The sequence below is a fragment of the Mycolicibacterium aromaticivorans JS19b1 = JCM 16368 genome (assembly GCF_000559085.1).
In the GTDB taxonomy this organism is placed as follows: Bacteria; Actinomycetota; Actinomycetes; order Mycobacteriales; family Mycobacteriaceae; genus Mycobacterium; species Mycobacterium aromaticivorans.
Genome location: NZ_JALN02000001.1, coordinates 1,542,624 through 1,567,629, shown reverse-complemented (window position 1 = coordinate 1,567,629; position 25,006 = coordinate 1,542,624). Strand labels below are relative to the sequence as shown.

The window sequence follows — 25,006 nt, the reverse complement described above, 5'->3', positions numbered from 1 at the left end:
AAGAAATATGGCTCGTTATACCGGACCCGCTACCCGCAAGTCGCGCCGCCTCGGCGTCGACCTGGTCGGTGGTGATCAGTCGTTCGAGAAGCGCCCCTACCCGCCCGGCCAGCACGGCCGCGCGCGGATCAAGGAGAGCGAATACCGTCAGCAGCTGCAGGAGAAGCAGAAGGCTCGCTTCACCTACGGCGTGATGGAGAAGCAGTTCCGCAAGTACTACGAAGAGGCCAATCGGTCCACCGGCAAGACCGGTGAGAACCTGCTCCAGATCCTGGAGACCCGGCTGGACAACGTCGTGTACCGCGCCGGCCTGGCGCGTACCCGCCGGATGGCTCGCCAGCTGGTCAGCCACGGCCACTTCACCGTCAATGGTGTCAAGGTGAACATCCCGAGCTACCGGGTGTCGCAGTACGACATCATCGACATCAAGGACAAGTCGCTGAACACCTTCCCGTTCGAGCTGTCCCGGCAGACCGCCGGTGAGCGCCCGATCCCGTCCTGGCTGCAGGTCGTGGGGGAGCGTCAGCGAATCCTCGTCCACCAGTTGCCGACTCGTGAGCAGATCCAGGTTCCGCTCGCCGAGCAGCTGATCGTCGAGTTCTACTCGAAGTAAAGAAGACGTCTGCGGGGCGACCGTTCCGCGGATCACTTAACGGCATCAAATAGCGGTTGCCGAGAGGGAGATAGAAGAAACCCATGCTGATTTCTCAGCGCCCCACACTGAGCGAAGAGGTCATCGCCGAGAACCGGTCGCAGTTCGTCATCGAACCGCTGGAGCCGGGATTCGGTTACACCCTTGGCAATTCGCTGCGGCGTACGCTGCTGTCGTCGATCCCCGGCGCGGCCGTCACGAGCATCCGCATCGACGGTGTGCTGCACGAGTTCACCACCGTGCCCGGTGTGAAGGAAGACGTCACCGACATCATCCTGAACCTGAAGGGCCTCGTCGTCTCCTCCGAGGAGGATGAGCCGGTCACCATGTACCTGCGCAAGCAGGGCCCGGGTGAGGTCACCGCCGGTGACATCGTCCCGCCGGCCGGCGTGACCGTGCACAACCCGGACATGCACATCGCGACGCTGAACGACAAGGGCAAGCTCGAGGTCGAGCTGGTCGTCGAGCGCGGCCGTGGCTACGTGCCTGCCGTGCAGAACAAGGCCTCGGGTGCCGAAATCGGCCGTATCCCGGTCGATTCCATCTACTCGCCGGTGCTGAAGGTCACCTACAAGGTGGAGGCCACCCGCGTCGAGCAGCGCACCGACTTCGACAAGCTGATCCTCGATGTCGAGACCAAGAACTCGATCAGCCCGCGTGACGCCCTGGCCTCAGCTGGCAAGACCCTGGTCGAATTGTTCGGTCTGGCACGGGAACTCAACATCGAGGCCGAGGGCATCGAGATCGGCCCGTCGCCTGCCGAGGCCGATCACATCGCGGCGTTCGCGCTGCCGATCGACGATCTGGACCTGACCGTCCGGTCGTACAACTGCCTCAAGCGCGAAGGTGTGCACACCGTCGGCGAGCTGGTGGCCCGCACGGAGTCCGATCTGCTGGACATCCGTAACTTCGGCCAGAAGTCGATCGACGAGGTCAAGATCAAGCTGCACCAGCTGGGTCTGTCGCTCAAGGACAGCCCGGCCAGCTTCGATCCGTCGGAGGTCGCCGGCTACGACGTCGCCACCGGCACCTGGAACAGCGATGCGGGTTACGACCTGGACGCCGAGCAGGACTACACCGAAACCGAAGAGCTCTAAACCACCCAACCTCGCAAGAGAACCGTCCCGGTCCTACCTGATACGGGGACCGGCCCCATTTAGGAGAAGTCGCAATGCCCAAGCCCACCAAGGGTCCTCGCCTCGGCGGGTCGTCCTCACACCAGAAGGCGATTCTGGCCAACCTGGCCACCTCGCTGTTCGAGCACGGCCGGATCAAGACCACCGAGCCCAAGGCGCGGGCGTTGCGGCCCTACGCGGAGAAGCTCATCACCCACGCCAAGAAGGGCGCGTTGCACAACCGGCGTGAGGTGATGAAGAAGATCCGCGACAAGGACGTGGTGCACGCCCTGTTCGCCGAGATCGCGCCGTTCTTCGCGGACCGCAACGGCGGCTACACCCGCATCATCAAGGTCGAGCCGCGCAAGGGCGACAACGCCCCGATGGCGGTCATCGAACTGGTACGGGAGAAGACGGTGACCTCGGAAGCCAACCGGGCTCGTAAGAGCTCGGCCGCCACGGCTGCGCCGGTGGCTGCCGCTGCCGACGAGGCCCCCGCAGAGGAGCCGATGGAAGCTGTCGAGGCCGAGGATGCCGGCATCGCCGACGCGCAGACCGCCGAGGCTGCCGCCGAGGTCGCCGAGGAGAAGGCCGAAGAATCCGCCGAGGATTCGGACGCTGACAAGTCCTGACGCCGTGAGTACGAACGAGCCCGTCACCGACAGCGGTGGCGGGCTCGTTCGTCTGCGGCTCGACATCGCCTACGATGGCACTGAATTCACCGGCTGGGCGGCGCAGGAAGGCCACCGCACGGTCGCGGGCGTCCTCGAGGACGCTCTCACGACGGTCTTCCGGGAGCCGGTCCGGGTCTTCGGGGCCGGCCGCACCGACACCGGAGTACACGCCACCGGCCAGGTGGCCCATCTCGACGTCCCGGCCGACGCCCTGGCTCATGCGTATCCGCGCCATGCCAGGCCCGGCGAGCCCGAGTTCCTGCCGCTGGTGCGCCGGCTGGCCCGCTTCCTGCCTCAGGATGTTCGGGTGCGTGGAATCAAGCGCGCCGCAGCCGGATTCGACGCCCGCTTCTCGGCGTTGCGTCGGCACTACGAATACCGGCTGTCGCTGGCCCCCTACGGAGTCGAGCCGCAGTCCGCGCGGTATGTGACACCCTGGCCGAAGCCGTTGGACGTCGACGCCATGAATTCGGCGTCGCGGCATCTGGTGGGATTGCACGATTTCGCCGCTTTCTGTCGCCACCGGCCCGGTGCGACGACCATCCGCGACCTGCAGCGCCTGGACTGGGTACGCGACGGCGATGCGGTGACGGTCTACGTCACCGCTGACGCGTTCTGCTGGTCGATGGTGCGGTCACTGGTCGGTGCGCTTCTCGCGGTCGGGGAGGGTCGTCGCGAACCATCCTGGTGTGCAACGCTGTTGACCGCGCACTCGCGTTCCAGTGACTTCGCCGCAGCACCGGCTCGTGGCCTGACCCTCACCGGGGTGGACTACCCGCCGGATGACGAGCTCGCCGCACGCATCATGATCACCCGCGATCTGCGAACGCTGGATAAGCCTTAGAGCTTGCCCGCTACGAAATCGGCTGCCTGATCGATCATTCCGGCCTTCTGATAGGCGGCGGCGAGATGGTCGGGCCAATTGGCTTCCCAGGTGTCCGGGTCGGCGGGATTGCAGATCGGGTCGGCGCCGTGGCACAGCTCGATGGTCCGGTCCTGATACTCGGGGCTGAAATTCGTGATTGGGCCCAACCATTGGGTTCCGTTGCCGAATAAGGCGACCGCCGCGATGTGGTTTCCGGCGTCCGGTGGGAGCAGTGTCTTGAAGCCCAGGATGGGGATCGGAAGTGCCAGCACCATATCGGTGGCTGCTGCGCCCAGCGAGTACCCACCGAGAACCAACCGCGTATTCGGGCAATTGTTGATGTTGTAGATGATCCGCTGGCTGATGTCGTTGGCGCCGACGTCGACCTGGTTGTCGGCGGGGTATTTCACCGCATAGAGGCCGATGTTGCGGTGGACGCGGGAGCGCAGTGCGCTGACGAACTGGTTGCCGATGATTCCCGCGCCGGGGGGTTCAAGGCGGCCGCGCGCGAAGATCACCTCCACGTCGGGGCAGCCCGCAGCGGAAGCCTGCGGCGCCGTCATCAGGCCACCGCCGGGCAGAGGAGTCGGGCCGAGGGCCATCGCCGCGGCCGCGACGACCACCGTGACCGCACGGGTCAGTGTCCCCCGAATCCGCATGTGTCAGAGCCTGTCTGCAGTGAATTGGGCCGCCTGGTCAACCAGACCCGAGCCGATGTACGCGTCCTGCAGGTGCGAGTTCCAGTTGTCGGCGAGGGTGCTCGGATCGATGCCGTTGCAGATCGGGTCGTCCACGTTGCACTGGTCGATGGTCTTGGGGCCGTAGACGGGACTGTTGGCCGCCGACACCGGTCCGAAGATGCTGCGGGTGCCATTGCCGAACAACACCACCGCCGCGACGTGATCGGCGACGGAGGCGGGCAGCGGTGAGTTGAAGCCGAATTGCGCCTTGTTCGAACCGACCACGACGTCGACCACCGCGGCACCCAGCGAGTAGCCGCCTGGCACCTGGCGGGTGTTGGGGCAGTTCGTCGCCATGTATTGCATGTGCCGGCTCAGGTCGTTCGCGCCCGGCACGATGTCCCAGTCGGCGATGTAGTTGACCCCGTACACCCCGACGCTCTTGGGGGTTTTACCGCGCAGCGAATCGACGAACGCCTGACCGATGCGGCCGATGCCGGGCGGCTCGAACCGTCCGCGGGCGAACATCACCTCCGCGTCGGGGCAGTCCGCGGCGGACGCCACCGCCGACGGCAACAGGGATGCGGCCACGGACATAACCGCCGCCGCCGCGCTCAGTACCGTTTTCGCGCGCATGCCAGCCATGGTAGACGAGCCTGGGAAAATGCTGGCAGCAAATGAAATTGCGAGACTACAGCAAGCCTGCCAGGAAACCGGCCGCCTGCGCGGGCGCCGGCCCCTGCTCGTAATCGGTGTGCGCGAACGGATTGCGTCCCCGCGAGCAGATCGGGTCGCCGTCGTTGCAGAAGTCGACGCCCTTGCCGGCGAACGTCCCCCCGGCCGACGTGATGGGGATGCCGAACTTCGTCGACGGATTTCCGAATACCGCCAGCCCGGCGACCCGGTTGGCCAGATTGCCCGGCAGCGGAGGCGCCGAGCCGATTTCACCGACCTTGTTGCCCAGCGGCGGGATCCCGACGAGCATGTCCACCACCGCGGCGCCCTGCGAGTAGCCACCGAGAACGAAGCGGGTCGACGGGCATGCGGCAGCGGTGGCCGCGATGTGATTGGTCGCGTCCGTGGCACCGTCGGCCGCGGCCAGGAAGTCATAGCTGGCCGGGTAGTCGACCCCGTAGGTGCTTACCGTGCGGCCGCCGAGCTGAGACTGAAGTGAGTCGGCCAGGGCCTGCCCGACACGGCCGATACCGGCCGGCTCGCTGGTGCCGCGGGCGAAGACGACCTCGACGTCCGGGCACGGCGCGGCCTGGGCTGCCGGGGCGACGACGATCGGCGGCAGGATCGCCAGCGCCGCGATCGAGGCAACACCGAGTTTGCGCAGTGATGTCATGGTCGGCGTCGCCATGCTGATGAGGCCCCCTTGGTCGCGAGCATTCGGCTAATAGTCACACACCAGGCTGGGAGGCCCAAACCGTCCGCGACCTACAGCAGTCCGGCGACGAACGAGGCGGCTTGAACCGCTGACCCGTCACTGTTGTAGATGCGGTGAGCCTGGACGTCGTCACCGCTGCTGCAGATCGGGTCCCCGGCGTTGCACAGGTCGATAGCCCGGCCACCGTAGACGGCGCTGCTGGTCAGCGGCAGGCCAACTTTGGTGGTGGGGTTGCCGAAGACGGCCAGCGCGGCGACGTGGTCCGGAACGTTCGGCGGTAGCGGGTTGTTGAAGCCCACCGCCGGGAAGGGGACCGAGGTGATGATGTCGATGATCGCCGCGCCCTGCGAATACCCGCCGAGTACCAACCGGGTGTTCGGGCAGTCGTTGACCACCCCCTGGATGAAGGCGCTGGCGTCGTTGGCACCGTCGGCGGCAGCCAGGAAGTCGTAACTGGCGGGATAGTTCACCGCGTAGACACCCATCGAGCGGTTGCCGATCTTGGGTCGCAGCGCGTTGACGAATGCCTGCCCGACGCGCCCGATGCCCGGCGGCTCGTCGGTGCCGCGGGCGAACACCACCTGCACGTCATTGCAGGCGGCCGCAGCTCTCGGCAAGGTGGCCGGGCTGACCAGCACCGACATTGCGGCGAGGACGGTAGCGGACGCGGCCAGCAGGAAACGCTTCGGCGCAGCGGTTGATATCACATCTGGATGTTACAGATGGGAGCGGAGTTTCATTCCCGGCGTTTGCCTGGCGTGCCGCCGATCAGTGTCGCGCGGCGACTTCCTCGATGGGTCCCGCGTCGGGCCACGTCGCTGCGGTGACCTCGGCACTGCGGTCGCCCTGACGGGCCAGCGCGAGGCCCATAAGCACCACCACGCCGCCCACGGCCTGCACGGCGGTGACCGCTTCACCGAGCAACACCCACGCCGACAGCACGGCGAACAGCACCTCGCCGAGGCCGACCAGTGAGGCGAAACTCGGGCGCAACCGCGCCACCCCGCTGATGCCCAGCGTGTAGGCGATCGCGGTGGCCACCACGGCCAGCATCACCACCGGAACCCACCACGGCACCGTCAGGCCGGCGACAACGGCGTTGTTGGCGGTGAAGATCAGCGGCATCACACCGGTCAGGCCCAGCAGCACCACCGCGATCGTGCCGACCACGAGCCCGCCGGCGGCCAGGGTGATCGAATTCAGTCCGTTGCCGTCGGCGCTGACCTCATCGGACATCATGAAGTAGCAGGCCGCGCAGATCGCTGCACCCAATCCCCACAGGACGCCCGCCGTGTTGATGTGCGCGCCTTCGAAGACGTTGAGCACCAGCATGATTCCGGCCACGGCGAGCGCCACTCCGGCCAGTGTCATGGCGCGGGGGCGACGCCGGGTGGTTCCCCAGATCCAGCCCACGACCAGGATGGGTGCGGTGTATTCGAGCAGCAGTGCCACGCCGACCGACAGGTGAGAGACAGCGTTGTAGTAGCAGAGTTGGGCGCCGGCGATCGGGACGAGCCCGTAGGCCACGACGACGCGGGCGTGCGCGCGGGCTTCTCGGACCCAGCCGGGCTTGACGATGGTGGCGAAGATCGCCATCACCAGCGCACCGCCGGCGAGTCGGGCGGTGACGGCGGCGGTCGGCGACCAGCCGGCGCCCATCAGCGATTTGGCGAAGGGCCCGGACATGCCGAACGTGAACGCCGATCCGATGGCGAACATCAGCCCAAGCCGGAAGTGGTCTTGGGTGCGGACCAGCGTCGACATGAGGCACTCCCCGGATGTAATGAGTAAAATAGATGTTGGTCATGACACTACGTCCGGAGGAAGTCATGAGTCAAATGCTTTTCAGTCATGACACAGAGCTCACGTTGCGTGCTGCCTGTGCGCTGATCAACAGCGACCGCGTCGACGGCGAGCAGCTGGGCGACCAGCCGGCCCTGGACGACTATCTGGACAGCTACGGCTGGACCGGCCGGCGCGATCGCGACGACGCCGAGGTGTCGGCGGTGCACACGCTGCGCGGCCGGCTCGGCCGGATCTGGGCGGCCGCCGCCGACGAGGAACGCGCCGTCGGTCAGATCAACGCGTTGCTCTCCGATACCCGCGCCGCCCCGTGGCTGACCCGCCACCCGGAGATGCCGGAGTGGCACCTGCACCTGGCGTCCATCCACGATCCACTGGCCCAGCGGATGGGTGCCGAGATGGCGATGTCGCTGGCCGACCTGGTGCGCGCCGGTGAACTGCGCAGGCTCAAGATCTGTGCGGCCCCCGATTGCGATGCGGTGTTGATCGACCTGTCCCGCAACCGCTCCCGGATGTTCTGCGACACCGGTAACTGCGGCAACCGTCAGCACGTCGCCGCCTACCGCGAGCGCCGCTCGAAAGAGGGGGCTGTTGATGAGTGACATCGCCTGGTAAGCGGGTGTTCTAGCGTCACGCAGATGGCGGGCCGCCCACCACTTCGGGCTCAGTTGAGTGCACAGCGATTCCTCCTGCGCCGCCTGGAGTATGCGATCCTGGCCCGGCAGATGCCGACCCGGCGTGATCCCGTTCGGGCGCGGAAGATCGCGTTCCTGGTCGGTTGCGGTGTGGCGGGGATTGCCGTGGTCCTCGACACGATCCTGGGATCGGCGGCCGGCCGTGTCATCCCCAGCGATGCGACAGTCGTGATGGTGCGACAGTCCGGCGCCCTGTTCGTCAGGATCGACGACCGTCTCCGCCCGGTGGCAAACCTGACGTCGGCCCGCCTGATCCTGGGTTCACCGGCCACACCGCGACTGGTCGACGACGCCGCACTCGGCGATACAGCCACCGGTCCGATTCTGGGTATCCCCGGCGCGCCTGCATCATTCGGACGCGTGATGGTGCCCCGCGACGTCAGGTGGGCGGTGTGCGATGACGTCGAGGGGAACACCACCGTCGCCGTTGGCGACGACTCCATGCCGCTCGACTTGGACCCTCGCACCGCCGTCGTCGCCACGGTGGCGCGCGGTGACGGGTCGGCCTACCTGCTGTACGACGGCACACGCGCCATGCTCGACCCCGGCGACCCGGCCACGGCGCGCGCCTTGCGGATCACGGAGGCGACACTACGCACGGTGTCCTCGACGGTGCTGAACACGATCCCCGAGGTGCCGGCGATCAGTGCACCGCGGATCGCCGGAATGGGACAACCGTCCGGGGTGACCGGGATCGCGGTCGGAACCGTCCTGCGCGTCGTGCGGACCGAGTCACCCGAGTACTACGTCGCGCTGCCGGGTGGCCTTCAGCGCATCGGCCGGCTGGCCGCCGAACTCATCCGGTTCAGCGACCCGGCCGCGCAGGCCGAGATCACCGATGTCCCGCCGGAGCTGATCACGCGCAGCCCGCTCGTCGACACCCTGCCGGTCGGAAGCTATCCCGACGAACCGCCCGCACTCGTCGGCGCCGGCGTCGACGTCTGTGCGACATGGTTATCCGGACACAGTGGTATTGCCGTCACACCACACCCCGGCGATCGTCCCGGCACGGTCGCCCTGGCCGGGTCCGACGGGGACGGGCCCGCCGTCGACAGTGTGCGGATGATCCCCGGCGCCAGCCTGGACGTCACCGGCGGACCGGGAACAGAACGCTACCTTGTGACGAGCGCGGGAGTGCGCTTCCCCGTTGATGATTCGGTGAGCGCCGCACTCGGACTCAGTGGCGCTCCTGCTGCTGCGCCATGGGCGATCGTCGGCGTGCTTCCCGCCGGTCCTGCATTGAACCGGGACGCCGCCCTAGTCGGTCGGGACGTCCTCGGTGCGGCGCCGTAGCCGCACCGACGCCGCCATCACGGCGGCCACACACAGCGCGGCCGAACCTCCCACCACCGCGTAGCGGTGGTTCTTCTCGGGCTGGGTCGGTATTGGCGTCGAAGACCGCGTTGTCTGTTGCGGCAGAGGCTCGTTGGTGTGATCGCTGAGCGCTGCCAGAGGATCGATGACACCGTTTCCCACCGCGGAGTTCCACCCTTGCGCGGGATGACGCGAGGTGGCTTCGATGCGCGTCATCACCTGGCGGGCCGAGAGCCTCGGAAAGCGGGACCGAACCAGGGCCACCACGCCGGAGACCACCGGCGCGGCGTAGCTCGTGCCCGACATCGACGCTTGTCCAGCCGCCGTCGGCAGGGTGTTGATGACGCCGTCGCCGTCGGGATCCACCGACACGACATTCTCGCCAGGGGCGGCGACGTCGACCCACGGGCCGTTGAGGCTGAATTCCGATGGCGCGCCGTCGGAACCCACCGAGCCGACTGTCAGGACATAGTCGTCGTACCACGCCGGGCTGGCGATCACACGGGGCTGTGCCGTGGTGTTCTGGCCGGGGCACTGGCCGTCGCCACCGACATTTCCCGCGGCGACGACCACCACGGAATCCTTGACATCGACTGCGTACGACAGTGCCGCGCCGAGCGCACGGTCGTCCAGACTCGACTCGGCACAGGCCACCGACGAGATGTTGATCACCGACGCGCCCATGTCCGCAGCCGTCCGCACCGCCATGGCCAGTGTGCTCACATCCCCGAAGCCGTGCTCACCGGGATCGGCCAACGGACCGAACTTGTTGCTGGACTGCCGAATCCCTATCAGGCTGACCTCCGGAGCGATCCCGGAGAACCCCGTCCCATCGGTCTGATCTGGGGCAGCCGCGATGATGCCCGCGACGACCGTCCCGTGTCCATCGCAGTCCTGTCTGCCGTCGCCGGTCGACACGTAGTCGCCGCCTGCAACGACATCGGGCAGCCGGCGATGTGCGGCGATCCCGGTGTCGATCACCGCTACGCGTTGACCTGCTCCGCGCGTGAGCCGCCACATCGCCGTCACGTCGAAACCGGCGAACTGCGCCGCTGATACCCCGGACTCGGCGGGAAGCGACACGGTGCAGGGCAGGCGTTGTTCGGTCGGCTGGGGTGGGGCAGGGGGAGCCGCTGGCGGCAGCAATGAATTGTCGATCGGGGGCGGAATCACCGCGGACGCGATTGGTGCACAGTGCATCACCGTGATCAGCGCCGCCGCGAAAGCGGATGCGATCCGCGCGGTGATCCTCACCAGGCCGAACCGATCTGAGCGAGCCCGCCGAACATGCCTCCTGCCGCGCAGGCGCCGGGTACGACCGAGGCGCCGAGCATCAGCTCCACTGTCGAGAGCACCTGGCGCACCGCCGGGGAGATGGGGACAGGTCCGCGTTGCGTGACCCGCACCGCCCCGGCAGCGATGAGCGCGCATGCCCCGCACAGCCACGGGATGCTCTGCGGTGCGGTGACGGCGCACAAGCCGCCGAGCGCCGTCACCGTGATCGCGGATGAAATGCTCTGCGCGACAATCCGACACAGATCTCTCTCCCGGACGATCCGGAGACTCAGCAGCGCTGCGATGATCGCGAGGAAGGTCGCCGCGAGAAGGGGATGCGAGGTGGTCGCCGCCGTGACGGCAGCTCCGAGAGCCGCGGACACGGCCGCCGTCGCCACGATCAGGTTCAGCCGGTGATGAACCCGTCGTGCCAGGGTTTCGAGGTCAGTGTCGGCGAGCCGGGCCCTCGCCAGCCCGGAGCTGAGGATCGACAGCCGCGCCGATGCCGCAAGCGCGGCCACTGACCCACATGCCAGTATCGGCCCGCAGGTTTCAGCCGGCCAGCACCCCGCCACCGCCCCCATCGTCGTCATCGCCGCCGCCATCGCAACAACCGCCAGTGGAAGGAAAACCTCAGTCGCACAACCCAACAGGCGCCAAACCAGCAGCGACGCCGACGCGGTTGCGGCCATGGCCACCAGGAAGGTCGGCATCGCCGGTGGGCCCAGCGGAAGCAGGGCGGCGGTCAAACCCGAGAAGACAACAGCCAGGACACCGAGGCTCACCGCCGTCACCTGGCCGGTGGTCGTCCGGCGCGCGGTGACCGCACCGGTCATCGCCAGAAGTGCTGCGGCCGCGCCGACTACGGGATGACGGCTTGCCCCCGGGTCGGCAATCGCGCGTCCCAGTAACACCAGCAGTGCCACGGCCGCCCATCCCAGCACGCAGTGACCCGCGCCCGGTGGGATGAGCCGACGCGTCGGTTCCGGCAGCGCCGCAATCGCATCGATTACGGTGCCGTTCACATCGAACCGGGTGATCGGCGCGGGCCGTGCCGCTGTGGTAAGGATCAGAAGTTCACCGTCATGGACGGCGGATTGCACGAGTGACTTCTCCGGGTCGAGCCGTTGTCCACAGACCCGGATGAGATGCGGATCGCGGCCGCTGAACTCCGGCGCTCCGATCACGTCGACCACGGCGGGCATCAGCTCGGCGATCGGTATGCCGGCGGGCAGGGTGACGTCTGTTTCCCGGTCTGCGGTACGGATCGACACCTGGCAGATCTGGTCGGTGGCAGCCATGACAGCGGACGGTAGCGATCTCGCGGTGAATCGAACTCCGCTGTCCACAGGTGAATTGCCGGTCCGACCCGACGGTGTCTACCGTCCGTGCATGAATCGGTCTGCCCGGTTGGCGATGGACATCGCGACCGACGATCTGGTCGTCGGTGAGTTGCCCCGTACCGAGCCGACGTCGGGCCTGTCGCGGTTCATGCCGTTCGTCGCGGTTGGTGCGGTGGTGGCCGTCGGTGCCGTGATGTGGGGGTCGGGAGTTGGCTCGCGCGGACCGACCGCGGTGATGCTGCCGGCCATGATGGTGGTGTCGGCGGTGGGAATGGCGCTGCAGGCCGGTGCCAGGCGATCAGGCCGCGGGCTGGACCACCAACGCAGACGCTATCTGAATCATCTCGACCGGCTCAGCGAGCAGCTGCGGGACGCGTCGCAGCGGCAACACTCAGCACTGCAGCAGCGACATCCAGAGCCGTCCGCGCTGTGGACGTTGGTCGGCGGCCCGCAGATGTGGGAGCGCCGCGATCAGGATCCGGACTTCTGCCACGTCCGTGTCGGTGTCGGCCGACACCGGCTGGCGCGACGGATAGTCGTGCCGCCGGTTGGATTCGTGGACGAGCTGGACCCGGTGACCGCCGATGCGTTGCGGCGCTTCGTCCACCACCACGCGACGGTCGACGGTGCGCCCGTAACGATCGCGCTGCCGAGGGTCGGTGTGCTGGTCGTCGAGGGCGATCCGTCGAGTGCGCGTGCCCTGGTGCGTGCGATGCTCTGCCAGCTCGCCGTGCTGCACAGCCCGGCGAACCTGGTGATCACGGCGGACGTCACCGCAGAGCACCGGCAGCAGTGGGACTGGTTGAAGTGGTTGCCGCACAACGATGGTCGCGACCACCGGGGCAGGTATCGGGTCGCCGTCGTCGACGGAGCGGATCACCGAACGCACGCGGGGCCCGACACCACCGTCATCGCCGTCGGGCAGGTGGAACACGACTCAGAACCACGACGCCTGTGGGTCGACGGGGACCACCTCGCCGTGCGCAGCGGTGCGGGCATCGAGGACTTCGCCGCCGCCGACACCATGACGATCATCCAGGCGCGGACGTGTGCCCGCCGACTGGCGCGGTACCGCCACCAGGACAGCGGGCCGGGCGTGAGCTGCCCGGAGCCGGAAGCTCTCTGGCCACCGCTGCCCTCGTCCGAGCAACTCCGGGTTGAGCTCGGTTCAGGGGTGAGCGGCGAAGCGGTTGTTCTGGACATCAAGGAGCCGGCCGACGGTGGCCACGGTCCGCACGGGCTGTGTGTGGGTGCGACCGGTTCGGGAAAATCCGAACTGTTGCGCACGATCGCGGCCGGGATCATCGCCCGGCACTCGCCGGATGACGTCAACCTCGTGCTCATCGACTTCAAAGGCGGCGCGACGTTTCTCGGCCTGGAAGGTCTGCACCATGTCGCCGCGGTCATCACCAACCTTGCCGACGCCGCGCCGATGGTGGCGCGCGCACGGGATGCGCTCGGCGGTGAGGTTCACCGTCGGCAGGAATTGCTACGGCGGGCAGGCAATGCGGTCAACCTCGCCGCGTACCGGCGCCATCGAGGCGCAGACCCCAGGTTGCCCGCGCTGCCGACGCTGTTCGTCATCGTCGACGAGTTCGCCGAATTGCTGACTCACCAACCCGATTTCGCCGATCTGTTCGCGATGATCGGACGGGTCGGGCGCTCGCTGGGCGTGCATCTGCTGCTGGCGAGTCAGCGCCTCGACGAGGGGCGCCTGCGCGGTCTCGAATCGCATCTGTCCTACCGCATCTGTCTCAAGACAGCGACGGCCGCGGAATCGCGAGCGGTACTGGGTGTCACGGACGCTGCCGAGCTTGCGGCCACCCCGGGCGCCGCGCTGCTGCGGACCGGCGACGGGCAGCTGGTGCGATTTCAGGCGGCCTATCTCGGGGGACCGGCTCCGGCGAGTGCCACAACAGCGAAAGTCGCCACCGTGGAGCTGTTCACCCGGGAGTCCGCCGCGCCGCCGGCGACCGGCGAAGCCGCCGGGCCGCAGCGGACGGCGTTCGACGCGATGGTCGACCGGTTCAGTGGCCGAGGAACGCCGGCGCACCAGATGTGGCTCCCACCGCTCACCAGATCGGTGAACCTCGCTGACCTGCCACGGGGTACCGGGCGCGATCGTGCGGTGGCGATCGGGGTGGTCGACCTACCGTTCGAGCAGCGCCAGGCACCCATGACCGTCGACCCCACCGGCACCCGCGGCAACGTCGCGGTGGTCGGAACGGCACAAAGCGGAAAGTCCACCGCGGTGCGGTCGCTGATCACCGCGATGTCCGCCGGGCACGACGCGCGGCGGGTCCAGTTCTACTGCATCGACCTCGGCGGCGGCACCCTCGATTCGCTGCGGCGGTTACCGCACGTGGGATCGGTCGCAGGCCGGGGCGAGACCGAGTTGGTGCGCCGGACGATCAGCCACGTCGGCGCCGTTCTGTCGGCTCGCGAGAACCGCGACGATGTCGACCCGTACGGTGAGGTCTTTCTTGTCGTGGACGGTTGGTCGAGCGTGCGCGAGGAGTTTCCCGATCTCGAGCCGGCAATCGCCGGCATCGCCTCCCGCGGACTGTCGTTCGGCATCCACCTGATCCTGACCGCCGGTCGATGGGCCGACATCCGGCCCGCGCTCAAGGACCATATCGGCACCAGGATCGAACTGCGCCTTGGGGATCCGATCGACTCCGAGATGGATCGCAAGCAGGCGGCACTCGTTCCGATCGATGTGCCGGGGCGCGGCATCACCCGTGAAGGCAACCACTTCCTGATCGCCGTGCCGGACGGCGCAGACGTTCTCTACGACGGCTCGTGGCAGGCGCCGCCCGTCCGACTGCTGCCGGGACTCGTCGACTACTCCGCGGTCGTCGAGACGGCTCCCGACATGGACGGCGTCCTGCTCGGTCTGGGCGACGACCAGTTCGCGCCGGTGGCTGTGGACTTCCGTCGCCAGGCACACCTGCTGGTGCTCGGCGACCGGGAATGCGGGAAGACCTCCGCACTGCGGACGCTGTGCCGCGAGATACCACGTGTTGCGACAACGCAACCCGGGCTGCTGTTCGTGGTCGACTACCGCCGTGGACTGCTCGATGTCGCTGATGCGGACCATGCGCTCGACTACGTGTTCTCCGAACACGGCCTCGCACAACGACTTCCCGGCCTGATCTCGTTGTTGCAGAACAGACTGCCTACCGCCGACACCACGATCGAACAGCTCAGGGCGAGATCGTGGTGGACCGGACCGGAGATCTATGTCGTGGTCGACGACTACGACGTGGTCGCCGCCACCTCACCGGATGCGCTGAGTCCGCTGGTCGCACTACTGCCGCACGCCGCCGACATCGGGCTGCACGTGGTCGTCGCCCGACGCTGCGCCGGATCGGCGCGGGCGATGTTCGAACCCCTGCTGGCGCACATCCGGGACAGCGGGTGCGGCGCGCTGCTGATGAGCGGCAGCTCCGATGAGGGTCCGCTGATCGGCCACCACCGCGCGACCGAGCGCCCGCCCGGACGCGGACTGCTGGTGACTCGGGCCGGCGCCGAGCTGGTGCAGGTCGGTTGGATCCCAACATGACAGTGCTGGAAGTCGGTCCCGCAATGGTCACCCGGCTGACCCCCCACCCGCAGCGAACGGGAGAGCAGGAGATGGTCACGGCCGCTCTGGCCGGCATCGACGACACGGTGGTGCTGTTTCGCGAACGGCCGATCGCCGCCGACGACCTGTGGCGGAAGGTCATCACGGACTGCGCCGGAAAGCGCTGCGAAACACTGACTATCGTGCATCCGTCGTGGTGGGCACATCACCGTGTCTCGCGACTCGTCGATGCTGCGGCAGCAGTCGCCACCGAGGTTCTCGCGCAGCCCAGGTCCGCAGTGCTCGCCGCCGGCGAAGCCGCCACCGTCATCGAGATCGCCGCCGAACTGGTGGCCGTCATTGCCGATGGCCGTTCTCCGGTGATGCGCAGTCGGCCGCACGATCCAACAGACCTCGCCGAGATGATCGAGACACCGTCTCCCACAGCTATTCTCATCGATTGCCCGCCGGGTGTAGCCGGCTCGGCCGAATACGCCGACGGTCTGCGAGACGCGCTGCGCCGGCGCGGTACGGATGCGCGGATGGTACGGATGCCCGTCGCCGCCCAGGACCCGTCCGAGCCGGAGTCGACGGCGGATCCAGGACCCGTCCCACGGCGACAGTGGCGTGGGCCGGCGGCTGCGACAGCCGGCATGGCGTTGACACTGTGCCTGATGGGAGTGGCCGCGGTCGGCACGCCGGCGGCACCGACTCCCCACGGCATCTCCGTCGTCGAGGGCCGCGTCACATTTCTGATCCCACCGGATTGGATGCTCACCCGCGTCACGGCAGGCCCTGGTTCACGCCGCGTTCAGGCCAGGCCGCCGACCGATTCGAATACGGCCTTGCATATCACCCAATCCTATTCGCCCGAAGAGACTTTGGATCGGACCGCCGCGACCCTTCTTCGGGCGATCGGCGAGCAGCCCCGCGGTGTGTTCGTCGACTTCAACCCCGCGGACCGGCGTGGCGGGCGCCCAGCGGTCACGTACCGGGAAGTCCGCATGGCCCGCGAGATCCGTTGGGCGGTGGTCCTCGACGGGTCGACGCGCATCAGCATCGGCTGCCAGTCTGCGCAGGGCCGGCCCGATTCGATCGCCGAGCCCTGCGAAGAGGCCATTGAATCAGCCCATGAATTCAGTGGAACCGCAACCGGCTCGTGAACGTCGAAACCACTGTAAGCCTGCACAACTCGACCGGAAGGACCCCGCGTGACGAATTTGAGCACTGACTTCGACCTGATGCGTTCCGTTGCTGCGGCTACCGACACCCGCAACGACGAGATACGGGTTTTGTTGCACGGCTTCATCACCCGGATGGAATCTGTGCCGCCCACAGTGTGGGGCGGATTGGCTGCCGCGCGATTCCAGACTGTTGTCGCGCACTGGAACAACGAGTCCACCAAGCTGTCGCAGGCACTGGCCGGGATCGCGGACACAATCAGAAACAACGAACACCAATTGCGTGAGGCCGCGCAACTGCACGCCCAGCGCATCGCCGCCGTGACCGCACACCTCTAGACAAGGAGCACCCCCGTGGACCCCGTCCTCTCTTACGATTTCGCCGAGATCGACGCGGCGGTACTCGCTGACATCCAGGGCACGTCGGCGCGACTCGGCGCGGCGTTGGACGATCTGAGTCGTCAGATCGCTCCGCTCCAGCAGGTCTGGACCCGTGACGCCGCGGCGGCATATCAGGCCGAACAGGCACAGTGGCAGCAATCAGCATCGGCACTGCGCGACATCCTGGTCCGACTGGGGGTTGCGGTGCGCGACGGGGCAGCCGACGTGGCCGATGCTGACCGTCGCGCCGCCGGGATGTGGGGCTGACGGCGTCCCTCGATCTCTGTGCGGCCCCGCGGAGGAGAGCCAACGGGGCCGCACAGTCATCCCGGCCCGATCGCATCCGATGCCCACATGTCCGTTGAGATCTGGCGTATCGTGGCCGCACGCGCGCCGGTTGAGGTGACCGCACGCAGGAGTGTGATCGCCGATGGGCATATCCAGAACGACGCGATCCGGGGCCGGTGGCGCCCGGCCGTCGGCGCTGTTGCGCGCGGTCCACGAGCTGTTCGTCGCCGGTGAGGTCGACGCGAGCTATCTGGAATCGAGCTCGCTGCGACCGATCGTCGCCAAGAGCTGGCAGCGCAGCCTGGCCAAGGGCGTCGACCCGGACGGCGCCGCGCAGCCGTCTCCGGTCGGCGAGAAATTGGCGCGGCTGCGCGAGGCGCATCCGTTGGCACCCGCACTGCCGGTGATCCGCCGGTTGCTCGTCGACGATGCCGCCGGATCCGGGGTGGTCGTCGCCGTCAGCGGCGCCGACGGCACGCTGCTGTGGGTGGAGGGCGACCCCAACGCCTGCCGGCGCGCGGAGGCGATGAACTTTGTGCCGGGGGCGGACTGGAGTGAGCGCGGCGCCGGGACGAACGCGCCCGGTACCGCGCTGGCTGTGGACGCTGAGCTGCAAATTCACGGTTCCGAGCACTTCTCCCGCGTGGTGCAACCGTGGAGCTGCACGGCGGTGCCAGTGCATGACCCCGCCACCGGTGCCCTGCTCGGCGCACTGGACCTGACCGGCGGATCACGGGTCGCCACGCCGCAGGCCCTGGCTCTGGTGCGCGCCACCGTCGTCGCCGTCGAAACGCATCTGGCGCTGCTGCGGCTGACCGGCGGACCGGTCGAAGCCGCGCAACCACGACCGCGGCTGGCCGTGCTCGGTTCTGAACGTCCGCGGTGGCTGGTCACCGACGAATTCGGGCACCTGCGTGCCACCACGCTGACCGGTAGGCACGCCGACATCCTGGTGCTGCTGAGCCGTCACCCCGAGGGGCTGAGCGCCGACCACCTGGCGATGCTGCTCGACGACAAGGACCTGGACGTCGTGACGGTGCGTGCCGAGATGTCGCGGCTGCGCAAGGTTGTCGGCGCCGATGCCATCGAGTCGCGGCCGTATCGGCTGATGGTGCCGATCACCACCGACATCGGTGAGGTGTATGAGGCGCTCGATGCCGGGGACGTGGCCGGCGCGCTCGATCGGTATCCGGGACCGCTTCTGCCGCAGTCCATCTCACCGGCAGTCGGGAGATTGCGCACCGAGTTGGCGATGACGTTGCGGGGCGCTGTGTTGTCCACCGGTGACCCCGCGGTGCTGCGCCGTTGGCTGGACAGCCCGGATGGGCGCGACGACCGCGACGGGTGGCGCGCGTTGCACGACGGGACGCTGCCAGGCTCCGTGCAGCAGGCCCAGGCCCGCGGCAAGCTGGCTGGACTGGACTTCGACCTGGCCTGAGCCCCGCACGCAACGGTGCGCGAACCAGTGCAACCGTGCTGCAACCCCGCACTGCCTACCTTCAGTGACGACCGACACATTTCGTCGTCTTGACCAGGCAGGAGAACACCATGACCGTATACATGAGGCCCGGTACAGAGGGCTCGCTGATGTCCTTTGCGGCCCGCTACGAGAACTTCATCGGTGGTGAGTGGGCGGCGCCGGTGGGCGGCCAGTACTTCGAGAATCGCACGCCGGTGACCGGTGAGGTGTTCTGCGAGGTGGCGCGGTCCACCGATGCCGATATCGAGCTGGCCCTGGACGCCGCCCACGCCGCGGCACCCGGCTGGGGGAAGACCTCCGCAGCCGAACGGGCCCTGGTCCTGAACAAGATCGCCGACCGCATCGAGGCGAATCTGGAGTCGATCGCGCTGGCCGAGTCGTGGGACAACGGCAAGCCGATCCGGGAAACCCTGAATGCCGATATTCCGTTGGCGGTGGACCACTTCCGCTATTACGCCGGGGCGATCCGCGCCCAGGAAGGCTCACTGAGTCAGATCGACGAGGACACTGTCGCCTACCACTTCCACGAGCCGCTCGGTGTGGTCGGGCAGATCATCCCGTGGAACTTCCCGATCCTGATGGCGGTGTGGAAGCTGGCGCCGGCGCTGGCCGCGGGCAACGCGATTGTGCTCAAGCCCGCCGAGCAGACCCCGGCCTCGGTGCTCTATCTGATCTCGCTGATCGCCGACCTGTTGCCCGCCGGAGTCCTCAACGTGGTCAACGGCTTTGGTGTCGAGGCGGGTAAGCCGTTGGCGTCGAGCAACCGGATCGCCAAGATCGCGTTCACCGGCGAGACCACCACCGGCCGGCTCATCATGCAGTACGCCTCCCAGAACCTGATCCCGGTCACCCTCGAGCTCGGCGGCAAGAGCCCCAACATCTTCTTCTCCGACGTACTCGCCGCCAACGACGACTACCAGGACAAGGCGTTGGAGGGTTTCACGATGTTCGCCCTCAACCAGGGCGAAGTCTGCACCTGCCCGTCCCGCAGCCTGATCCAGGCCGACATCTACGACGAGTTCCTGGCCATGGCCGCCATCCGCACCAAAGCGGTCCGTCAGGGCGATCCACTGGACACCGAAACCATGATCGGGGCGCAGGCCTCCAACGACCAGCTCGAAAAGATCCTGTCCTACATCGAGATCGGCAAAAGCGAAGGTGCTCAGATCGTCACCGGCGGTGAACGCGCCGACCTCGGTGGCGACCTCAACGGCGGCTACTACGTGCAGCCGACGATCTTCACCGGTGACAACGCGATGCGAGTCTTCCAGGAAGAGATCTTCGGACCCGTCGTCGCCGTCACTTCCTTCACCGACTACGACGACGCCATCCGCATCGCCAACGACACCCTCTACGGCCTCGGCGCCGGAGTCTGGAGTCGCAACGGCAACACCACCTACCGCGCCGGCCGCGACATCAAAGCCGGACGCGTCTGGACCAACTGCTACCACCAATACCCCGCCCACGCGGCGTTCGGCGGCTACAAGCAGTCCGGCATCGGACGGGAAAACCATCTGATGATGCTCGACCACTACCAGCAGACCAAGAACCTGCTCGTCTCCTACTCCAACACAGCCCAAGGCTTCTTCTGAGCGCTTGCGCGAAGAAGCGAAGACACCGTTGAGGCCCGACAACCACTTTCGCGAAAGGAACACCACCATGACACAGACACTTGGCGCACCCGTCACATCGACCGACACCGACACCATGCGCGCTGCAGTCGTCTCCGAATTCGGTGCACCGCTGCACGTCACCGACCTCGACCTGCCCACTCCCGGTCCCGGGGAAGCGCTGGTGAAACTGGAGACCTCTGGGGTCTGCCACACCGATTTACATGCCGCCCATGGTGATTGGCCGGTCAAACCAGCACCCCCGTTCATCCCGGGCCACGAGGGTTACGGCACTGTCGTCGCGCTCGGCGAGGGCGTCTCCGACCTGAAACTCGGCGACAAGGTCGGCAACGCGTGGCTGTGGTCGGCCTGCGGTAGCTGCGAATACTGCCGCACCGGCTGGGAGACGTTGTGCGAGAGCCAGCAGAACGGCGGCTACAGCGTCAACGGCAGCTTCGGTACCTACACGCTGGTGAATGCGGCCTACGCCGCCAGGATTCCGGATGGCATCGACCCGCTCGAGGTGGCACCCATCCTGTGCGCAGGCGTCACGGTCTACAAAGGCCTCAAGGTCACCGACACCCGGCCCGGCCAATGGGTCGCGATCTCGGGTATCGGCGGCCTGGGGCACATCGCTGTGCAGTACGCGCGCGCGATGGGGCTGCGCGTGGTCGCCGTCGACATCGACGACGCGAAACTTGCACTGGCGCAGCGGCTCGGTGCCGAGTTGACCGTCAACGCCAGAACCTCCGATGTCGTCGACGAAGTGCAGAAGGCCACCGGTGGTGTGCACGGCGTGCTCGTCACCGCGGTGCACCCGCAGGCGTTCGGCCAGGCGATCGGCTTGACCCGGCGCGGTGGCACCATCGTCTTCAACGGCCTGCCGCCGGGCGACTTCCCCGCGCCGATCTTCGATATCGTGTTGAAGGGCTTGACGATTCGCGGCTCGATCGTCGGCACCCGCCAGGACATGGCCGAGGCGCTCGATTTCTACGCCCGCGGGTTGATCCACCCCACCGTCGAAGCCGCCAAGCTCGACGACATCAACGAGGTGTTCGGCCGGATGGAGCGCGGCCAGATCGACGGCCGCGTCGTCATCGACTACCGCTGAGTCCCCAGCTGCCCGCGAACGGCGTCGATGCCGACCAGATGAATGTCGTCGCGTCGGATCGTCGCCCACCGCCCCGGTGTCATGGCGAAAGCCACCATGGTGTCGGGGCGGTCGCGTCGCAGCTCGACGGTTCTGAAGGTCTCGAGGTAGGGCAGCGACCGCGTCACCGCCAGCGACGCGGCGTTGTCATGCCAGGCCCTGGTGACCGCGAGATCGGCGTCGAAGCCGGCGAAGATCAGATGCAGAGCCGCCTGGCGGATCTCCTTTCCGAGGCCCCGGCCCTGATGAGCCAGGCCCAGCCACGAGCCGGTGGTCAGGCGGCGGTTGCCCGGAAAGTCTTCGGCGTGAATCGAACACATGCCGACCACCGACCCGTCGACCACTACCGCCAGGTCGAGGTTCCACCGTTGGACGGATGTCTCGGCGCGGTTGCGCCAGTAGTACCGCAGGCTGTTGCGCTCGAGCTCCAGCGAGGGCACATCGGTCCACGGCTCGCTGAACGGCATGGTCGCCGGATCGTGGATACCCTTGGCCGCCAACGTTGCCAGCGTCGCGCCGAGCTCGTCGGTGACATAGCGCAGCACGATGCGCGGTGTCACCACCTCGAGGTCGAACAGCGGCCAGATCTGCCCCATGCCCGCGATCCGACCACAGGTGGTGTCGGCTGCGAAACCGAATTACGGCAAGATGCCAGGAAATGAGCACACCCAACGGACCCCAGTCGGTCTTCTGCGTCGGCAACACCGGAGTCAGTGAGGCCGGCATCTCGCTGGATCAACAGGTGAATAACACGCTCGTCGACCACCGCGGTCTGGTGGAGATGCCCGCCTACGCGGTGATGGCCGAATCCGTCACCAGCGGCGCCTACTGGTACACGTTCGCCGAGCCGGTCGCCACCGTGCAGTCCTGGCTGGCGCTGACTGCAGGCGCCCGCCCCATGGTGGGGGATCGGCTGCACGCCGTCTCGGCGATGGCTCACCGCGACGACACCCACGGCACCGCCACCATGACGATCACCAACGGCGCACACGACGTCGTCTGCTCGGGTGTGGCCCGCGCCGTCCGGGTGGGCCGCAGCACCGAGGCGCTGCGCACCCTCGACAAGGATGCGATCGCCGAACCCGTCGAGACGCTGCCCACCCCGCCCGACATCGACACAGCCGTGTCGGCCATCGACCCGGGATGGGACGGCCGGCGCATCCTGACCGCGATCAGTCGCGGGGAGATCGCCCGCGGACCCTTGTGCGAGCTGCTGGCCATGACGGTCGAAAGCGCGGACGAGCCGGTCCTGATGCTCGACCCGCAGCCGTGGATGGCCAACCCCCTCGGCGCCATCCAGGGTGGGGTGATCGCCTCGATCATCGGCCAAGCCTGCTCGCTGGCCGGCCAGGCGCACACCGGCGCGCGGGATCGCTACACCCTGGCTGACCTGTCCGTTTACTACTTCCGGTCGCCGCCGGTCGACGGGCGGTCCCTCACGCTGGCCACCGCCACCGAGCGGGTCGGGCGCCGGATGGGGACGGTCTCGGCCACCATGACCGACGTCGCGGGCACCCACTACGTCCGGGCCGTCGCCAACATCGCCTACGAGCGGGGATGAGCGTTTTGACCTGCCCGGATCGTCGCAGGTAAGCTGCCACGTTGGCGTGCGGTACGCCGCGGTTTCGGACCGCGGGAGTAAGCCGGGTTCTCGGGTCAGTGTTGGTCGCCGAGATGCAACCCCACCGTCGCGTTCCGACCGACACCCGGCTCACACCGGGACACACCCGAGAAGAAAAGAAGGTAGCGCTGTGCCTACGTACACGCCGAAGGCGGGTGACACCACGCGTTCGTGGTACGTCATCGACGCCACCGACGTGGTGCTCGGCCGGCTCGCCGTCGCGGCAGCAAACCTGTTGCGCGGCAAGCACAAGCCGACATTCACGCCGAATGTCGACGGTGGCGATTTCGTCATCGTCATCAACGCCGACAAGATCGCCGTCAGCGGCGACAAGCTCCAGTCCAAGATGGCCTACCGTCACTCGGGTTACCCCGGCGGTCTGCGGGCGCGCACCCTCGGCGACGAGATGGAAAAGCACGCCGATCGCGTGGTCGAGAAAGCCATCGTCGGGATGCTGCCGCACAACAAGCTGAGCCGGCAGATCCAGAAGAAGCTCAAGGTCTACGCGGGCCCGGATCATCCGCATGCCGCCCAGCAGCCGATTCCGTTCGAGATCAAGCAGGTGGCCCAGTGAGCGAAACGACAGACGTGACCGAGGTCGTGGAGACCGAAGTGACCGAGACCGCCGACGTGGCCGAGGCGCCTGAGGCTCCCGAGACCCCTGAGGCCGCTGCTGAGAGCACGCCGCGTGCTCCGGTGATCATCGACCGTCCCATCCAGACCGTCGGCCGCCGCAAGGAGGCTGTGGTGCGGGTTCGGCTGGTGCCGGGCACCGGCCAGTTCAATCTCGACGGCCGCACCCTGGAGGCGTATTTCCCGAACAAGGTGCACCAGCAGCTGATCAAGGCCCCGCTGGTGACCGTTGACCGGGTGGACAGCTTCGATATCTACGCCCACCTCGACGGCGGCGGCCCCTCGGGTCAGGCCGGTGCGCTTCGCCTCGCGATCGCCCGCGCGCTGATCCTGGTGCAGCCCGAGGACCGCCCGGCGCTGAAGAAGGCCGGCTTCCTCACGCGTGACCCGCGTGCCATCGAGCGCAAGAAGTACGGCCTCAAGAAGGCCCGCAAGGCGCCGCAGTACAGCAAGCGCTGATCTGCCGCGTACATCTACGCAACGGCCCACCGGGCGTCGCCAGTCTTTCGGCTGGCGGCGCCCGGTGCGTCGTTTGTGGCCCAGCTGCGTCGTTTGTGTCCTGAGTCACACCACGTGCTGCCTGCTCAGCGGGCGTGTCCAGGTCGATTCTCACGTTGTGGTTTGAGCGAACCGCTCTTCGGCAAGCCTTCTAGAGGCCGACGGCAACGTCGGCTGCCCGAGGTAGGAGGCGGGACCCTTCGGGGGGTCGGTGTTCTCCTTCGGGGCTGTGAGGTGAGCTGAGTGCTCCCGCAGCTCTGATTCCCTGCCTATCACGCAGAAGAAAAGGAGCGAAAATGAACACGTTCACTAAGACGGCCGCTGGTGCGGTTCTTGGCGGCTCGCTGCTCGTAGCGAGTGGTTTCGGACTGGCGAATGCCGCTCCCGAGGCCCCGGCGCCGCAGCCCCAGGCGCCGCAGGCGGCCGGCGATCAGCTCAATGTGGGCCTGACCGTCAACGGTGAGCAACTCGGCACGATCCAGAACGTGTCGGTCAGCAGCGCGCAGACCCTGGCCACCAGCGTGTGCCCGGGCGACGACCTCTCGTCGAAGCTGCCGCAGCTCGCCAGCAAGGAGATCTCGACAGTTCCGGTGTGCGCCAGCAGCGCCACGGGCGTGAGCTACACGTTCACCCAGGCCGGGCCGGGTAACTCCGAACTGGCTCCTGGCCAGAGCGGACACGCAAATGCGGGTATCGGCGCGACCGCCGTGCCCGCCGCCCCGGCGCCTGCCGAGGCGCCGATGACCGGCAGCCGGTAATCGTCAGTCAGCTGGATACCAGCGGCGCACTGCCC

25 protein-coding genes are annotated in these 25,006 nt (G+C 67.5%); 17 read left to right on the top strand and 8 right to left on the bottom strand.

What is annotated here, in order from left to right; translation table 11 throughout:
- The first annotated feature begins 7 nt into the window (after positions 1-7).
- The 4 genes from rpsD to truA all read left to right on the top strand — a co-directional run bounded on the left by rpsD (position 8) and on the right by truA (position 3,285).
- Positions 8-613, top strand: a complete 606-nt coding sequence (rpsD, locus tag Y900_RS07550) for a 30S ribosomal protein S4 (protein WP_036340802.1) — start codon at positions 8-10, stop codon at positions 611-613.
- An 83-nt stretch (positions 614-696) separates the two neighbouring features.
- A complete protein-coding gene (locus Y900_RS07545) occupies positions 697-1,749 on the top strand; it encodes a DNA-directed RNA polymerase subunit alpha (protein ID WP_036340799.1) in 1,053 nt (350 codons plus the stop codon).
- Between the two features lie 74 nt (positions 1,750-1,823).
- Complete coding sequence (gene rplQ, locus Y900_RS07540) at positions 1,824-2,399, top strand: 50S ribosomal protein L17 (RefSeq protein WP_036340797.1); 576 nt, start codon at positions 1,824-1,826, stop codon at positions 2,397-2,399.
- The gene (truA, locus tag Y900_RS07535; protein ID WP_081845021.1) at positions 2,299-3,285 is read left to right on the top strand and encodes a tRNA pseudouridine(38-40) synthase TruA; all 987 of its coding nucleotides are present in this window, start codon (positions 2,299-2,301) and stop codon (positions 3,283-3,285) included. Before rplQ ends, truA begins: the two co-directional genes overlap by 101 nt.
- On the opposite strand, the gene Y900_RS07530 is transcribed toward truA, so the two are convergent.
- The 5 genes from Y900_RS07530 to Y900_RS07510 all read right to left on the bottom strand — a co-directional run bounded on the left by Y900_RS07530 (position 3,282) and on the right by Y900_RS07510 (position 7,140).
- Positions 3,282-3,965, bottom strand: coding sequence for a cutinase family protein (locus tag Y900_RS07530; RefSeq protein WP_036340791.1), 684 nt, complete (start codon positions 3,963-3,965; stop codon positions 3,282-3,284). The genes truA and Y900_RS07530 overlap by 4 nt on opposite strands.
- Positions 3,966-3,968: 3 nt before the next feature.
- Complete coding sequence (locus Y900_RS07525; RefSeq protein WP_036340788.1) at positions 3,969-4,631, bottom strand: cutinase family protein; 663 nt, start codon at positions 4,629-4,631, stop codon at positions 3,969-3,971.
- Between the two features lie 46 nt (positions 4,632-4,677).
- On the bottom strand, positions 4,678-5,349 hold the full coding sequence (locus tag Y900_RS07520; protein ID WP_192827481.1) for a cutinase family protein: 672 nt from the start codon (positions 5,347-5,349) through the stop codon (positions 4,678-4,680).
- A gap of 77 nt (positions 5,350-5,426) precedes the next feature.
- On the bottom strand, positions 5,427-6,020 hold the full coding sequence (locus tag Y900_RS07515; protein WP_051659946.1) for a cutinase family protein: 594 nt from the start codon (positions 6,018-6,020) through the stop codon (positions 5,427-5,429).
- A gap of 124 nt (positions 6,021-6,144) precedes the next feature.
- Positions 6,145-7,140 (bottom strand): EamA family transporter, encoded by a 996-nt coding sequence (locus tag Y900_RS07510; RefSeq protein ID WP_036340785.1) that lies wholly within the window; start codon positions 7,138-7,140, stop codon positions 6,145-6,147.
- A 74-nt stretch (positions 7,141-7,214) separates the two neighbouring features.
- On the opposite strand from Y900_RS07510, the gene Y900_RS07505 reads away from it, so the two are divergent.
- Together Y900_RS07505 and eccB are read left to right on the top strand one after the other, a co-directional pair.
- Positions 7,215-7,781, top strand: a complete 567-nt coding sequence (locus Y900_RS07505) for a CGNR zinc finger domain-containing protein (RefSeq protein WP_036346121.1) — start codon at positions 7,215-7,217, stop codon at positions 7,779-7,781.
- Positions 7,782-7,817: 36 nt separating this feature from the next.
- The gene (eccB, locus tag Y900_RS07500) at positions 7,818-9,167 is read left to right on the top strand and encodes a type VII secretion protein EccB (protein ID WP_036340782.1); all 1,350 of its coding nucleotides are present in this window, start codon (positions 7,818-7,820) and stop codon (positions 9,165-9,167) included.
- Here the strand turns inward: eccB and mycP are convergent.
- Both mycP and eccD read right to left on the bottom strand, forming a co-directional pair.
- Positions 9,132-10,388 (bottom strand): type VII secretion-associated serine protease mycosin, encoded by a 1,257-nt coding sequence (mycP, locus tag Y900_RS07495; protein ID WP_051660342.1) that lies wholly within the window; start codon positions 10,386-10,388, stop codon positions 9,132-9,134. The genes eccB and mycP overlap by 36 nt on opposite strands.
- Before the next feature lie 50 nt (positions 10,389-10,438).
- On the bottom strand, positions 10,439-11,764 hold the full coding sequence (gene eccD, locus Y900_RS07490) for a type VII secretion integral membrane protein EccD (protein WP_036340780.1): 1,326 nt from the start codon (positions 11,762-11,764) through the stop codon (positions 10,439-10,441).
- A 91-nt stretch (positions 11,765-11,855) separates the two neighbouring features.
- Between eccD and eccCb the strand changes: the two genes are divergently transcribed.
- From eccCb to adhP, 7 genes are all read left to right on the top strand, one after another.
- The gene (eccCb, locus tag Y900_RS07485; RefSeq protein WP_237752524.1) at positions 11,856-15,371 is read left to right on the top strand and encodes a type VII secretion protein EccCb; all 3,516 of its coding nucleotides are present in this window, start codon (positions 11,856-11,858) and stop codon (positions 15,369-15,371) included.
- Positions 15,368-16,534 carry a type VII secretion-associated protein gene (locus Y900_RS07480; protein ID WP_036340778.1) on the top strand — a complete coding sequence of 389 codons (1,167 nt, stop codon included), beginning with the start codon at positions 15,368-15,370 and terminating at the stop codon, positions 16,532-16,534. Before eccCb ends, Y900_RS07480 begins: the two co-directional genes overlap by 4 nt.
- Before the next feature lie 48 nt (positions 16,535-16,582).
- Positions 16,583-16,891: a WXG100 family type VII secretion target gene (locus Y900_RS07475; RefSeq protein WP_036340775.1), complete on the top strand. Its 309-nt coding sequence runs from the start codon at positions 16,583-16,585 to the stop codon at positions 16,889-16,891.
- Positions 16,892-16,906: 15 nt separating this feature from the next.
- On the top strand, positions 16,907-17,200 hold the full coding sequence (locus Y900_RS07470) for a WXG100 family type VII secretion target (protein WP_036340772.1): 294 nt from the start codon (positions 16,907-16,909) through the stop codon (positions 17,198-17,200).
- A gap of 163 nt (positions 17,201-17,363) precedes the next feature.
- The gene (locus tag Y900_RS07465) at positions 17,364-18,659 is read left to right on the top strand and encodes a GAF domain-containing protein (protein ID WP_036340768.1); all 1,296 of its coding nucleotides are present in this window, start codon (positions 17,364-17,366) and stop codon (positions 18,657-18,659) included.
- Positions 18,660-18,769: 110 nt separating this feature from the next.
- Positions 18,770-20,293: an acetaldehyde dehydrogenase ExaC gene (exaC, locus tag Y900_RS07460; protein WP_036340765.1), complete on the top strand. Its 1,524-nt coding sequence runs from the start codon at positions 18,770-18,772 to the stop codon at positions 20,291-20,293.
- Between the two features lie 67 nt (positions 20,294-20,360).
- Positions 20,361-21,422 (top strand): alcohol dehydrogenase AdhP, encoded by a 1,062-nt coding sequence (gene adhP, locus Y900_RS07455; protein ID WP_036340762.1) that lies wholly within the window; start codon positions 20,361-20,363, stop codon positions 21,420-21,422.
- On the opposite strand, the gene Y900_RS07450 is transcribed toward adhP, so the two are convergent.
- Positions 21,413-22,057 carry a GNAT family N-acetyltransferase gene (locus Y900_RS07450; protein ID WP_036340759.1) on the bottom strand — a complete coding sequence of 215 codons (645 nt, stop codon included), beginning with the start codon at positions 22,055-22,057 and terminating at the stop codon, positions 21,413-21,415. The genes adhP and Y900_RS07450 overlap by 10 nt on opposite strands.
- A 62-nt stretch (positions 22,058-22,119) precedes the next feature.
- Between Y900_RS07450 and Y900_RS07445 the strand changes: the two genes are divergently transcribed.
- The 4 genes from Y900_RS07445 to Y900_RS07430 all read left to right on the top strand — a co-directional run bounded on the left by Y900_RS07445 (position 22,120) and on the right by Y900_RS07430 (position 24,971).
- Complete coding sequence (locus Y900_RS07445) at positions 22,120-23,022, top strand: PaaI family thioesterase (RefSeq protein WP_036340757.1); 903 nt, start codon at positions 22,120-22,122, stop codon at positions 23,020-23,022.
- Positions 23,023-23,212: 190 nt separating this feature from the next.
- Positions 23,213-23,656, top strand: a complete 444-nt coding sequence (rplM, locus tag Y900_RS07440) for a 50S ribosomal protein L13 (protein WP_036340754.1) — start codon at positions 23,213-23,215, stop codon at positions 23,654-23,656.
- Between the two features lie 14 nt (positions 23,657-23,670).
- On the top strand, positions 23,671-24,174 hold the full coding sequence (gene rpsI, locus Y900_RS07435; protein ID WP_036346115.1) for a 30S ribosomal protein S9: 504 nt from the start codon (positions 23,671-23,673) through the stop codon (positions 24,172-24,174).
- Between the two features lie 335 nt (positions 24,175-24,509).
- On the top strand, positions 24,510-24,971 hold the full coding sequence (locus Y900_RS07430) for a hypothetical protein (RefSeq protein WP_036340751.1): 462 nt from the start codon (positions 24,510-24,512) through the stop codon (positions 24,969-24,971).
- Positions 24,972-25,006: the final 35 nt, after the last annotated feature.